The organism is Sporosarcina jiandibaonis (assembly GCF_013184495.1).
In the GTDB taxonomy this organism is placed as follows: domain Bacteria; phylum Bacillota; class Bacilli; order Bacillales_A; family Planococcaceae; genus Sporosarcina; species Sporosarcina jiandibaonis.
Window position 1 is genome coordinate 47,780 of sequence record NZ_JAAOIY010000001.1, and the last position, 13,279, is coordinate 61,058.

At 41.0% G+C, this 13,279-nt stretch carries 16 protein-coding genes and 1 riboswitch; of the genes, 12 read left to right on the forward strand and 4 right to left on the reverse strand.

Translation table 11 applies throughout. The annotated features are described in order from the left end of the window. Window positions 1-13 precede the first annotated feature (13 nt). From G8782_RS00225 to G8782_RS00240, 4 genes are all read right to left on the reverse strand, one after another. The gene (locus G8782_RS00225; RefSeq protein ID WP_172368913.1) at window positions 14-568 is read right to left on the reverse strand and encodes a DUF488 domain-containing protein; all 555 of its coding nucleotides are present in this window, start codon (window positions 566-568) and stop codon (window positions 14-16) included. A gap of 59 nt (window positions 569-627) precedes the next feature. Continuing rightward, on the reverse strand, window positions 628-1,269 hold the full coding sequence (locus tag G8782_RS00230; protein WP_172368914.1) for a queuosine precursor transporter: 642 nt from the start codon (window positions 1,267-1,269) through the stop codon (window positions 628-630). 16 nt (window positions 1,270-1,285) lie between these two features. Further along, window positions 1,286-1,783 (reverse strand): preQ(1) synthase, encoded by a 498-nt coding sequence (queF, locus tag G8782_RS00235; RefSeq protein WP_172368915.1) that lies wholly within the window; start codon window positions 1,781-1,783, stop codon window positions 1,286-1,288. Window positions 1,784-1,863: 80 nt separating this feature from the next. Further along, a riboswitch (PreQ1 riboswitch) is annotated at window positions 1,864-1,907 on the reverse strand. A gap of 27 nt (window positions 1,908-1,934) precedes the next feature. Then, window positions 1,935-3,098 carry an MFS transporter gene (locus G8782_RS00240; RefSeq protein ID WP_343034892.1) on the reverse strand — a complete coding sequence of 388 codons (1,164 nt, stop codon included), beginning with the start codon at window positions 3,096-3,098 and terminating at the stop codon, window positions 1,935-1,937. A 121-nt stretch (window positions 3,099-3,219) separates the two neighbouring features. Here G8782_RS00240 and G8782_RS00245 point away from each other — a divergent pair, with 121 nt between their 5' ends. From G8782_RS00245 to G8782_RS00300, 12 genes are all read left to right on the forward strand, one after another. Continuing rightward, window positions 3,220-4,206, forward strand: a complete 987-nt coding sequence (locus G8782_RS00245) for a diaminopimelate dehydrogenase (protein ID WP_172368916.1) — start codon at window positions 3,220-3,222, stop codon at window positions 4,204-4,206. Window positions 4,207-4,298: 92 nt separating this feature from the next. After that, entirely contained in the window at window positions 4,299-5,387 is a 1,089-nt protein-coding gene (locus tag G8782_RS00250; RefSeq protein WP_172368917.1) for a M42 family metallopeptidase, read from the forward strand. Between the two features lie 326 nt (window positions 5,388-5,713). After that, window positions 5,714-6,676 carry an ornithine carbamoyltransferase gene (gene argF, locus G8782_RS00255; protein WP_172368918.1) on the forward strand — a complete coding sequence of 321 codons (963 nt, stop codon included), beginning with the start codon at window positions 5,714-5,716 and terminating at the stop codon, window positions 6,674-6,676. Between the two features lie 133 nt (window positions 6,677-6,809). Beyond that, the gene (locus G8782_RS00260; protein WP_172368919.1) at window positions 6,810-7,025 is read left to right on the forward strand and encodes a helix-turn-helix transcriptional regulator; all 216 of its coding nucleotides are present in this window, start codon (window positions 6,810-6,812) and stop codon (window positions 7,023-7,025) included. Continuing rightward, the gene (locus tag G8782_RS00265) at window positions 7,015-7,509 is read left to right on the forward strand and encodes a hypothetical protein (RefSeq protein ID WP_172368920.1); all 495 of its coding nucleotides are present in this window, start codon (window positions 7,015-7,017) and stop codon (window positions 7,507-7,509) included. Before G8782_RS00260 ends, G8782_RS00265 begins: the two co-directional genes overlap by 11 nt. Window positions 7,510-7,512: 3 nt before the next feature. Continuing rightward, complete coding sequence (locus tag G8782_RS00270) at window positions 7,513-7,959, forward strand: small multi-drug export protein (protein WP_172368921.1); 447 nt, start codon at window positions 7,513-7,515, stop codon at window positions 7,957-7,959. A gap of 157 nt (window positions 7,960-8,116) precedes the next feature. Beyond that, entirely contained in the window at window positions 8,117-8,656 is a 540-nt protein-coding gene (locus G8782_RS00275; protein ID WP_172368922.1) for a TetR/AcrR family transcriptional regulator, read from the forward strand. 187 nt (window positions 8,657-8,843) lie between these two features. Next, window positions 8,844-9,737, forward strand: a complete 894-nt coding sequence (locus tag G8782_RS00280) for a beta-keto acid cleavage family enzyme (protein WP_172368923.1) — start codon at window positions 8,844-8,846, stop codon at window positions 9,735-9,737. Further along, window positions 9,737-10,702 carry a 3-hydroxyacyl-CoA dehydrogenase NAD-binding domain-containing protein gene (locus tag G8782_RS00285; protein WP_172368924.1) on the forward strand — a complete coding sequence of 322 codons (966 nt, stop codon included), beginning with the start codon at window positions 9,737-9,739 and terminating at the stop codon, window positions 10,700-10,702. Before G8782_RS00280 ends, G8782_RS00285 begins: the two co-directional genes overlap by 1 nt. 22 nt (window positions 10,703-10,724) lie before the next feature. Further along, window positions 10,725-11,195 (forward strand): thioesterase family protein, encoded by a 471-nt coding sequence (locus G8782_RS00290; protein ID WP_172368925.1) that lies wholly within the window; start codon window positions 10,725-10,727, stop codon window positions 11,193-11,195. Between the two features lie 40 nt (window positions 11,196-11,235). Continuing rightward, the gene (locus G8782_RS00295; RefSeq protein ID WP_172368926.1) at window positions 11,236-12,438 is read left to right on the forward strand and encodes a quaternary amine ABC transporter ATP-binding protein; all 1,203 of its coding nucleotides are present in this window, start codon (window positions 11,236-11,238) and stop codon (window positions 12,436-12,438) included. Then, window positions 12,435-13,265: an ABC transporter permease gene (locus G8782_RS00300; protein ID WP_172368927.1), complete on the forward strand. Its 831-nt coding sequence runs from the start codon at window positions 12,435-12,437 to the stop codon at window positions 13,263-13,265. The genes G8782_RS00295 and G8782_RS00300 overlap by 4 nt, the downstream gene beginning before the upstream one ends. Window positions 13,266-13,279 lie beyond the last annotated feature (14 nt).

The following is a 13,279-nucleotide window of genomic DNA, read 5'->3' on the forward strand; positions in this document are numbered from 1 at the left end:
TCATTATCACTAGTTACATATTTAATTTCGGATAAACGACAGTGCCATCTTTGTTCAAAACTGGAGGAGCACCCCATTGGCCGGGGACGTGTTCTTCAATTTCCGTGCTTCCTTTTGGGCCATCGAGAATATGACGAACGGTCCAACCGTTAAGTGAAAGCCAATTGCTAATCAATAGTCGATGACATCTAGCGGGATGACGTTCGGAACAACAATAAGCTACTGTGTTGTTTTGGGCTATTTCTTTTAATTTTTCAAGCCCCGTTTGAAAATTCTCTTCAAGCGTATAATCCGCATAATTGTGAAATGATCGATTTTCCCATGCGTCATTTACTTCATTAGCAATGGTTTTGGATTTATTGCGACGACCACCAAGTTCTTTAATATGATAATAGTCGATTCCCGATTCAGGTAACCAAATACTCATGCGGTCTTTATGAAAATGTGGAAACTTTCGACTCCCCGGAAACGCGCGCACATCGACTAGGAAATCAATATCTCCATCATGCAGTAATTGTAAAAATTCTTCCTCTGTATGTGTTGAGTGACCTACTGTAAAAATATCCATAAAAAACCCTCCCACTTTCATTAATTCCTTGAAAGAGGGAGGGGCAAACATTATTTTCTTTAAATACGAGCAGTCGCTGTATCCAATTTTTCTTTTTTCTCAGTCCTTCTGCTTATTGCGACAAGCGCATAGACAACCGGCGTATCTAATACGGCAACGATGAACTTGAAAATATACTGACTGAAAATCATTCCGATGAGTACCCCCAACGGCATCGTGCCATAAAAAGCGATCGTGATGAAGATAGCTGTGTCGACGAGTTGACTTGCCATCGTCGAAAGATTATTTCTAATCCACAATTTCTTTTTGCCATGTCGCTTTTTCAACTTGTCAAAAATCGTTACATCTAAGTTCTGACTGACCAAATATGCTGCCAGACTTGCAATTGTCACTCGAAAGCCGGCAGTGAAAATAACTTCAAATGATTGTTGATTTTCATAGAAAGACGCAGCGGGCAATTTGATAGCAATCCATATGAACACGATTGCCAAAATCTGTGCGAGAAAACCTGTCAGCACAGTTCGACGAGCGGCTTCTTTTCCATATGCTTCTGTTATGACATCTAGAATTGGATAAGTGAAAACGTAGATGATGACGGCGGCAGGCAACACAATCCAATCGCCGATACTGAACAACTTTACAGCCAATACATTCGATAAAATCAATAGCCCGACAAATAGACCGTTTAAATAATATAACATGTCTTCTCGTCCTCCATTAGCGGTTATCGATTTTTTCCGGATTCATATCATGATTCATCATCCGGTGCTCGGCCATCTGTTCGTATTTCGTTCCAGGTTTCCCGTAGTTGCAGTAAGGATCTATGGATAGGCCGCCACGCGGCGTAAACTTGCCCCATACTTCGATGTATCTAGGTTCGATCAATTCTATTAGATCATTCATAATGATATTGACGCAGTCTTCGTGAAAATCTCCGTGATTTCGAAAGCTGAACAAATATAATTTCAGCGCTTTACTTTCCACAAGTTTTTGATCAGGTATAAAACTGATGTACATCGTTGCAAAATCTGGTTGACCTGTTTGCGGGCACAATGATGTAAATTCCGGACAATTGAATTTCACGAAATAATCGCGTTTTGTATGTAAATTGTCAATCGCTTCTAAAATCCCCGGATTATAAGTGTCTTTGTACTCCGTATGTTGATTTCCTAACAATGTCAACCCTGTCAATGTAGATTCATCTCTTCCAGCCAATTAAAAAAACCTCCCGTTATATATGTCGAGGGAGGTCCATAAATGTAGAAATAATGAAATCGATTGAAATTCATTTTTCACCATCCATAGTTTTTTATAGAGGGTCGCTATGAACCTCTCTCGAACTGTTTATGCATTTCCTTATAAAACATTAGCTGATGGGCGGTGCTTTGTCAAACGAATTTTTTTTCGTAATCCCGATTAGCGAATAACCAGCGAAGGCAATTAAAATAACCCCAGTCAACATAAAAGAACCTGCGAATTCCAAGTTTAATAATCCGATGACACTCGATCCAGCGACGGCACCAATTGAAAAGAATGCATAAAAGTATCCATACGCTTTCCCGCGAAACTTGGGAGAGGAAGAGTCAATCAGCAATGAATTGATGGACGGGAATAGAAATGCAAATCCGACACCGTAAATAATCATTGCTATATATAAGAAACTTAATTCTTCTAGTTGACTTAAGAACAGCATGCTGATGCCCATCATTGACAACCCGAATGCGAGCGTTATAATCGGCCGAACACGATCGAAAATTCGGTTGATCGGGAGTAAAAAGACCAAAACCGCCGTTACGCCGAATGCACTTAGTAACATGCCGCTTGTTTTGGCATCAAAACCGAGCGAGACAACTTTCAATGGCAAGACGAGTGCTAAAACCCCTTGCGAGAACATGAGGAAGAATGCTCCAGCAAACGACCGAACCATCCCGGGCGAACGAAACAATTGTCTAACACGAGTTCGGTTTTTTGAAGTCTGTTTTTTAGGAACATATTTAAATGAACGGAGAACGAAAAACGCGGCAATCGCTATAAGGAACATCATCATTCCATTCATTGCCATGACGAAAGCCGGGCTTGATTTTGCTGCGATGATCCCGCCGTATGCAGGTCCTATAATGGCAGCTAATCCGACAAAAGCGCCAGAAATTGCAACACTTTTTCCGCGTTTAGTTTCTTCTGTACGATTCGCTAAAAAAGTAAATGCCGCTGGTACGATAAGGCCCTCCATAAAACCGTGAATGAAACGAACACCAAGCAGACTAAGTGGATCATTGACTGCGAAATATAAGAGCAGCGATACTGCTGACGCAAATAAGCCGAAAACTAAAATTTTAAATGGACCGCGTTTGTCAGTCATAAACCCAGAAATGACATTCCCAATCATATTAGAAAACGAATAAATTCCAACTGCAAGTCCAATAACAAAAGGGGTTGCTCCCAAAGAATCAGCGAAAGGACTCATTATCGGAAGTTGGGAAAATAAATCGAAAAAAGAAATAAACACAATGAGATAAACAAAGTTTCGCAATTGAAAGCCTCTTTTCATAGTTTCGAACGATACTTTTACTTTACCATTGTTTATACTGGAGAGGGACAGCTTTGACTGTGAACAATTCATGACAAATACATAATGAGAAAGGCGAGATGAAATGACTAAGAAAATTAGAATCGGTATAGCCGGATATGGAAATTTGGGTAGAGGAGTCGAGTCGGCAATTGCGCAAAACGATGATATGGAATTAATCGGCGTTTTCACGAGAAGAAACCCGGATGAACTTACATTGCTTGACGATAAAGTTCCGGTGTATGCACATGACTCAATTCTGGAATTCAAAGAGAAAATTGATGTATTGATCTTATGCGGCGGATCCAAAAATGATTTGCCAGAACAAGGACCCGCTTTGGCAAAATATTTCTCTACTATCGATAGCTTTGATACACACGCAGAAATCCCGAATTATTTCGAAGCGGTAGATCGGTCGGCGAAACCAAACGGCAATACTTCAATCATATCTGTTGGTTGGGATCCAGGCCTATTTTCGATAAATCGATTATATGGTGAAGCGGTTTTATCTGAAGGAACTACCTATACATTTTGGGGTAAGGGTCTTAGCCAAGGCCATTCCGATGCAGTAAGAAGAATCCCTGGTGTTAAAGGTGCAGTGCAATATACAATACCGAACGAAGATGCTGTGAATCGAGTTCGCAGCGGGTCATTACCGGAACTATCAACTCGTGACAAGCACACACGAGAATGTTATGTAGTCCTAGAAGATGGGGCAGATGCGACTGAAGTGAAACAAGCAATTGTAACAATGCCGAATTATTTTTCAGATTATGATACAACAGTGACTTTTATTACAGAGGAAGAACTAAAGCGAGACCATGCAGCGATGCCGCACGGAGGATTTGTCATTCGCAGCGGTAAAACAGGTGCAGATACCAATCAAGTGATGGAGTACTCCTTGAAACTTGATAGCAATCCTGAGTTTACATCAAGTGTTCTCGTTGCCTATGCACGAGCGGCTTATCGGTTGAATCAAAGCGGAGATTATGGTGCGAAAACTGTTTTTGATGTTGCACCTGGACTGTTGTCTAAGAAAACTGCGGCAGATTTACGAAAAGAATTGCTCTAAGAAAAATCGCATTCGAATCTGAAATGTTTTGAATAATACCGCCAATTAGAATATACTACTTATGTATGATTTATTTGGGAGGTCGAAGTAATTTGACAAAACTTGACGATACATTAACAATGCTCAAAGAATTGACGGACGCGAAAGGAATTCCGGGGAATGAACGTGAACCGCGGGAAGTTATGAAAAAGTATATCGAGCCGTTCAGCGATAAAATTGAGCAAGATGGACTAGGTTCTCTAATTGCTTCGAAAACTGGCGATGAAAACGGCCCGAAAATAATGGTCGCAGGCCACCTTGATGAAGTTGGCTTCATGGTATCGAAGATTGATGACAAAGGATTCTTGTCATTCCAAACCGTTGGCGGTTGGTGGTCGCAAGTCATGCTCGCACAACGCGTCACAATCGTAACACGCAGCGGGGATACTGTAACAGGTGTCATCGGATCCAAACCTCCGCATATTCTTTCTCCAGAAGCGAGAAAGAAACCAGTTGATATTAAAGACATGTTTATTGACGTTGGTGCAACTTCCAAGGAAGAAGCAAAGAAGTGGGGAATTTTACCGGGAGATATGGTTGTACCCTATTTTGAATTCACCGTGATGAACAATGAAAAGTTGTTGCTTGCGAAAGCATGGGATAACCGTATCGGGGTCGCGATTGCAATTGATGTTCTAAAAGGATTGAAAGATGTAAAACATTCGAACGTAGTATTCGGCGTCGGGGCAGCTCAAGAAGAAGTCGGTCTCCGCGGTGCGCGAACAGCTGCTACAAAAATCCAACCAGACATCGGAATTGCAGTAGATGTAGGGATTGCAGGAGATACGCCTGGAATTACATCGAAAGAAGCAACCGGAAAGATGGGCGATGGTCCGCAAATTTTACTCTTCGATGCATCGATGGTATCGCATAAAGGTTTGCGTGATCTAGTTGTCGATACGGCAGAAGAAAATAATATCCCGTACCAGTTCGAAACTATTCCCGGCGGCGGTACAGACGCAGGCTCCATTCACATTACAGGAACTGGTGTCCCATCACTGGCAATTTGTATTCCGACACGCTATATCCATTCACATGCCGGAATCTTGCACCGTGATGATTACGAAAACACAGTAAAACTGATCATTGCAGTTATTAAAAAGTTAGACCGTGAAACAGTTAATAAAATCACGTTTGAATGATAATAAAATCGATAGCCTTGTTATTCCGTAATGGGTAACAAGGTTTTTTTGTTTGTTCTCGTTTCGAGTCTGTTTGCTCTCGGTGCGGGTCCGGTTATGCTCGTTGCTCTCCTGTTCATTCTCGTATCGCTGCGCCCCATGTTTTATTCCCGTTGCTCCCTCGTATATTCCCGTAGCACAGGCTCTCCACCTTTAAAAGTCAAAACTGCTCTTAATACTAAACACCTAACTTTCTAATTAATTATAAAAATACACTTGACTTAATAATTATGCATACATATACTAAAACATACATTGAAAAACAAATGGAAGGTGCTGAGTGATTTATGATTAAGGTAACTGAGAATAGTAAGGAATTAGAGGCAGGATTAAAAGGGCGAGATCTTCTTAGCCTGCTTGATCTTACAAGTGAAGAAGTTTTGTATTTGATAGATAAGGCAATCAAGCTTAAAAAAGATACATCTGAAGGCAAACTTGAACCTGTTTTGGCAGGGAAAACGTTGGGGATGATTTTCGAGAAGCATTCAACTAGAACGAGAATTTCTTTTGAAGTCGGGATGATCCATTTAGGCGGTCATGCAATGTTTATGAATGCGCGCGATTTACAAATCGGGCGCGGCGAGTCAATTTCGGATACAGGGAAAGTCCTTTCGGAGTATTTGGACGGCGTAATGATCCGTGCAAATTCTCACGAAATGGTAAAAGAGTTAGCGGAGCATACATCTGTTCCAGTCATCAATGGATTAACAGATATTTTTCACCCATGCCAGGCGCTAGCGGATCTTCTCACAATTGCTGAGGTAAAAGGATCTTTAAAAGGTCATAAATTGGCGTATATCGGCGATGGTAACAATGTTGCTCACTCTTTAGTCATTGCTGCCGCCCATGCAGGTATGCACATAACAATTGGCACACCCGAAGGATATGCATGTAACCATGAAGTGATTCTGAAAGCGAAGAAATTAGCGATGTTTAATGGAGGAAGTGTGCTAGAAACAACGGACCCGATTGAGGCTGTTAATGGGGCGGACGTCATTTATACAGATGTTTGGACCAGCATGGGGCAAGAGGAAGAAGCGAATCTTCGTCTTGAAGCATTCAAAGATTTTCAAGTTAACGATGAGTTAGTAGCCTATGCGAAAGAAGATTATATGTTTTTACATTGCTTGCCAGCGCATCGTGAAGAAGAGGTCGCTACATCAGTGATTGATGGGCCGAATTCTTATGTATTCCAACAAGCAGGCAATCGATTGCATGCGCAAAAAGCGGTATTAGCGACATTACTCTAATAAAATAATAAAACCACTCGGAGTCTAGGTGCTTAGCCTAGGCTCTTTTTGTTCGGTCAACATAACTTAATGTTAGAAATACTTTACAGTGCGTTAAGTTTAGTGTACATTATTCATATGAGGTGATGTCGTAATGCTGAGGAATAGGGTGAGGGAATTACGAGCCCGGCATGATTTTACGCAAATTGAACTTGCAAAACGCGTTGGGGTTACGCGACAGACCATCGGCTTTATCGAAAAAGGAGAATTTTCACCGTCCGTCACATTGTCATTGAAACTTGCCCGTGAACTTGACTGTAGTATTAATGAATTATTTTGGTTGGAAGGGGAGGAAGAAGATGAAAAATGATATGCGTGTTACGTATCCGTTGTGGCAGATGGGCTCCATAGCGATCCTAATGGTTTTAGTGTTCATAGTCGGTAGTTCAGCAAATTTCGAAGTCTATGATGAAGGAGGATTCATGTTAACGTTTAGTTTGGGGTTTGTGAAAGGGATGACTGTCTATGTTTTTTTGATGTTGTATCTAGTAACACTCATCGCATTCATTGCAAAAGTCGGTAAACATAACAAACGCTTTCCATTACAAAAAATATCCCTATTATCACTCAAACCCCAGGAATATATGGATGACGATGAGTTATATCAGGAAGTAACGAGAAGGGCTACTCAAAAAGTGTATTCATTTTTCTCTTTCGCTCTCCCGGTAGTCGCGGTTTTTTTCATAATGCTTCCCATCTCAAAAGTATGGATGATTATAAGCATACTATTGCTGTCCCTGTTCCAATATTTAATTTATTACACAACGATTAGAAAGTATGTCGCGGAGGACTAATATATGTTTGAGTATTTTTTAGTGTTCATAGGTGCAGCAATTCCAATGGTGGAAATTGCGCTAGCAATACCACTGGGCATAATAAATGGTTTATCTCCAGTTTGGGTGATTCTAACTGCATTCATTGGTAATATGCTGACGGTTCTGGTCGTTATTATTGGATTCCAAAGAGTGAAAGAGTGGATGGAATCTAGAAATCGGAAGAAAGGAAAAGCAGAATCTAAGCGAACGGAGAGAGGTAAACGTATTTGGAATAAGTACGGCATGCCAGGTGTTGCTCTACTAGGACCAATTGTAATTGGAACACATATCGCGGCATTCATCGGACTGCTTTTCGGGGCGAATAAAACAAATGCCACTGTTTGGATGACTATCAGCATAGCGCTTTGGTCATTGGTATTCGGAATTGCAACCGCGCTCGGATTTGATTTTTTCAATCGAAGCTTTTAAGAAAAGCTCTAAGTGCATCCCGCTAAAACGGGAGTACTTAGGGCTTTTTATGAACTACATTTTTGGGTTTCAAGAAAATCATCAAATAACCAAAAAATTGAATATGGACCGTCTGGTAGGTATAATGTATAGATATGCAATAAAGGAGGGAAGCAGAATGGAGGGTACATCTAGGAAAATAGCCATTCTTGATGCCGCATCTAAAATTGTTGCTGAGAAGGGAATCTTTTATTTAACACTCGATGCGGTAGCCGAGGAAGCTGGAATTAGTAAAGGCGGTCTACTTTATCACTATCGTTCGAAAGAAGTGTTAGTTGAAAAAATGGTCGAGCACTTAGCCAGCAATTATAAAAGTAAAATTGATAGTCATGCCGCTGAAGATTCCGAAGAAAAAGGGAAGCGGACCCGCGCTTATCTTGATGTAACTTTTAAAAATACATACAAAAATAAAGATATGCATGCCGGATTACTCGCAGCGAAAGCAATAAACCCGACCTTATTAAATCCAATTCATGAAGTTTATACAGAGTGGCAACATGATATTGAAAATGACGGGCTCGATCCGATTATGACAACAATTATTCGATTAGCAACAGACGGGATATGGTTAGCTGACCTTTTCGATATAAATCCTATTGACAGCGAACAAAAAGAATTGATCTATAATACGTTAAGAAAATGGACGTTTGAAAGATGATTATCTCTTGAAAGCGATATTTTCTCCTCATTTAAAACAAACGGTGCGAAATACCTGCCCTGTATAGAATTGCTTTTTATTTATATTATGGGGTTGAAAGCGAAAACATCCATCTGTATAGTGTTGGGTGAAAGCTAAAACCGTCTGGACGGTACAGTGCTTTGAAAAAGGTATCGGAGGAGATAATATGAAGAACAAAGTATTATTAACAGCAGCAGTCACAGGGGCAGGAGACACGACTGGAATTAGCGATTTGGTGCCAGTAACGCCGAAAGAGATTGCGAACTCAGCTATTGAATCGGCGAAAGCGGGCGCAACAGTCGCCCATATTCATGCACGTGACCCGAAAACAGGTGGAGTAAGCCATGACATTGAACATTACCGTGAGATAGTTGATCGCATCCGAGATTCAGAAGTCGATGTTGTTATAAATATCACGGCAGGCGGCGGAGGCGATTTCATACCTAGTTTAGATACGCCGGCCGCGGGTGGAAATGGAACATTCATTCAAACCCCTGAAGAACGTCATAAGCCAGTAGGACAACTACTGCCTGAAATGTGCACACTGGACTGTGGAAGTGTTAACTTCGGCGATATGATTTATATGAGCCCTACTGATTGGTTGAGAGAACATGCAATGCTGATTCAAAAAAGCGGCGTGAAGCCTGAATTAGAATGTTTTGATACAGGGCATCTACGTTTTGCAAAACAATTAATTGATGAAGGTTTAATCGATGGAGATCCAATGTTTCAATTTTGTCTAGGAATTCCTTGGGGCGCGGAAGCGGATGTTGAAACAATCATGTACTTTAAAAATCGTTTACCCGAAAACGCGCATTGGTCCGCATTTGGAATCGGTCGGATGCAATTGCCAATTGCTATGCAAACCGCAATGCTAGGCGGGAATATCCGCGTCGGTCTGGAAGACAACCTATACTTAACCAGAGGGGTGCCTGCACGTAACGAACAACTCGTTGAGAAGGCGGTTGAAATGTTGCATAGCAATGGCATCGAAGTAATGACACCTCAAGAAGCCCGAGTTTACTACGAATTAAGAAACCCTCACGGAGGTGTTAAATAATGACTGTAAACTTAAAACCTATCAAAATACTTGCTGTGATTGGCACAGGTGTAATTGGAAACGGTTGGATTGCGCGGTTTTTAGCTCAAGGATACAAAGTTGGCGCTTTTGATCCGAGCGAAGGCGCGGAAGAAAGAACGCGCTTAGCTATTGAACGGGCATGGCCTTCTTTAGTACAAATGGGGTTAGCATCAAATGCATCTGCCGATCGGGTTATCTTTGCTTCGACAATTGAAGAGGCTGTAATGGATGCTGATTTAATCCAAGAAAATGTTCCGGAAAGAGAAGAACTGAAAAAAAGCGTTTTGCAAGCGATTGATAGATTTGCGAAACCTGAAGCAATTATCGCTTCTAGTACATCAGGAATAATGCCAAGCGTTTTGCAAGAAGGGCTTCACCACCCGGAGCGTTTAATCGTGGCGCATCCATTTAATCCTGTTTATATTTTACCGTTAGTCGAATTGGTGGCGGGGCATGCAACATCTCCTTCAATTATGGAACGAGCAAAATTATTCTATAAGGCAGTCGAAATGAAGCCGCTCATTATCAAAAAAGAAATCGAAGGACATGTGGCGGACCGGTTAATGGAAGCGCTATGGCGTGAATCGCTACATTTGGTGAATGATGGAATTGCAACAACTGAAGAGATTGATGCATCGATTATTTACGGAGCAGGACTCCGTTGGGCGCAAATGGGGCCATTTCTGACTTTCCATTTAGCTGGCGGAGATAAAGGGATGCGTCATATGCTTGAACAATTTGGTCCAGCACTTAAGCTTCCGTGGACTAAATTAGAAGCGCCAGAATTAACAGAGGACTTAAAGGAAAAGGTTATTGAAGGTTGTGAAACCCATGCAGGGGAAGTGTCAATAGCTGATCTAGAAGAGAGACGAAATGAGTTTCTCGTGAAATTGCTTAATCTAGTAGAAGAGTATTGGCATGAGCCAAATAAAGTGACTGTCTAATAATTGGAATGAGGTGTTTTAAATGGAACATAATTCTTTTGTCTTTCAAAGTACTGTACAATCACAATGGGTCGATTATAACGGTCATATGAACGATGCTGCTTATGCGAAAGCGTTTAGTTTAGCAGTGGATGCGTTTATGGATTTTATAGGGTTGGATGAAGATGCGCGGGAAAAGCATGCTTATACGATTTTCACGTTGGAAACCCACCTATGCTATTTGCAAGAAGCAAATGAAGGGGAAGAACTTCAAGTGTTTGCTCAATTACTAGATGTTGATGACAAACGGATACATATCTTTTTCACGATGAAAAATAATAGTGGCGATATCATTGCTACGAGTGAACAAATGTTAATGGGAATCGATACGAAGGAAGGAAAAGCTGCATCATTTCCTTCTCCGATATCCACAACCATTGAAAAGTTATCACAATCAGATAAACAGGTAACAATCCCGAAACAAGTAGGTAGAACAATTGGCATTCGCCGATGAACGCTCGTGGTTGAACACTTAGATAGGAGAAGATTTATGGATGAAGATTGAAATTAGAAATTTAACAAAAGTATTTGGTTCTCAGCCGCTGCATGGCTTGCAACTGTTGGAGAACGGAGAACAAAAAGATGAAATCCTTAAAAAGACCGGCATGACTGTTGGAGTTGACCGGGCAACATTCTCGGTACGGGAAGGTGAAGTGTTCGTAATCATGGGATTGTCCGGAAGTGGAAAATCAACATTAATTCGACTTGTAAATCGTTTGATCGAGCCGACAAGTGGTGAAGTTCTCATTGACGGGGAAAACCTAACGAAAATGGATTCCAAATCACTCATTGAAACGAGACGGAAAAAGTTAGGAATGGTGTTCCAGAACTTCGGATTGCTTCCTCATCGGACTGTTTTAAGTAATGTCGCTTATGGCTTGGAAATTCAAGATGTCAATAAAGAAGAACGTGAAGCGAAAGCGTTGAAAGTAATCGCGGATGTTGGTTTAAAAGGCTATGAAGACAGCTATCCGAGTGAATTAAGTGGTGGAATGCAACAACGTGTCGGAATTGCGCGCGCTCTTGCGAATGATTCTGATATTTTATTAATGGATGAAGCCTTTAGTGCGCTAGACCCGATTATCCGTAAAGAAATGCAAGATGAGCTGATGAATCTGCAAAGCAAACTTGGCAAAACGATTTTATTTATCACGCATGACCTAGATGAGGCACTAAAGCTTGGCGACCGCATCGCTATCATGAAAGAAGGCCAGATTGTCCAAATTGGTACATCAGAAGAAATTTTAGAAAATCCGGCCAATGAATATGTGTCAAAATTTGTGCGAGATGTAGACCGCTCTAAAGTATTAAAAGCATCTAATGTTATGAAAAAGCCAGAAGTTCTTATGACACAGAAAGACGGTCCGCGAGTGGCAGTACGTAAAATGGAGGAAATTGGCGCATCCAGCATCTTTGTAGTTGATGAGGAAAATAAACTCCAGGGTCTTTTAACTGTCGATGATGCGATTAAAGCATACAAAGAGGATATTTTGGTGGAAAAGCTATTAATCGAAGATTTGTACAAGGCAGCTCCAGATACTCCATTAAGCGATCTTATCGAGATTGCTGCACAAACAAAATATCCACTGACAGTTGTTGAAGATGGAAAATTGCTTGGTATCATCTCGCGTGTTTCCATTCTTTCCGGACTAGTACTAGGTAAAGAGAGTAAAGAAAATGGGGTGGAAGCGAAATGAATTATTTTGATTTTCCACTAGAAGAATGGACCAATAATTTCGTGGATAATTGGCTCCTGCCTTACTTGAGCGGCTTCTTTGATCAAATAAGTAAAGTATTAAGTTCATTGATCGATGGTGTGACAAATCTTTTAATTTGGATACCAGCAGAACTCATAGTGCTGGTCCTTATTTTTTTGTCTTGGAAAATAGCAGGAAAAGGAATGGCATTATTCACCTTGATTGGTTCGCTTTTCATCGGATCCGTCGATTTATGGGTAGAATCCATGCAAACTTTTTCAATTGTCATCGTTTCAACGATAATTTCCGTTCTAGTCGGGATTCCGGTCGGGATTTTTAGTGCGCTTAACAAAACGGTAGATAATATTGTTAGACCAATTTTGGATTTTATGCAAACGCTACCCAGTTTTGTTTACTTGATTCCAGCAATTTTATTATTCGGTCTTGGAAATGTGCCAGCAGTAATTGCAACCTTTATTTTTGCGGCACCGCCCGCAGTTCGAATGACAACATTGGGAATTAAACAAGTGCCGGAAGATGTCATTGAAGCGTCCAAAGCATTTGGTACGACCTCAAAACAATTGCTGTTTAAAGTACAAGTACCATTGGCATTGCCTACAATTATGGCAGGGGTCAATCAATCCATCATGTTAGCTTTATCCATGGCTGTTGTTGCTTCAATGATCGGGGCACCAGGTCTTGGTACTACCGTATTAACTGGAATTTCAACGGTAAATGTGGGACTTGGGTTAACAGGCGGGTTAGCAATAGTTGTGTTAGCGATCATCTTAGATCGCATCACGCAAAAGTTAGGTCAAAAATCATAATTTGAAGGAGAGAT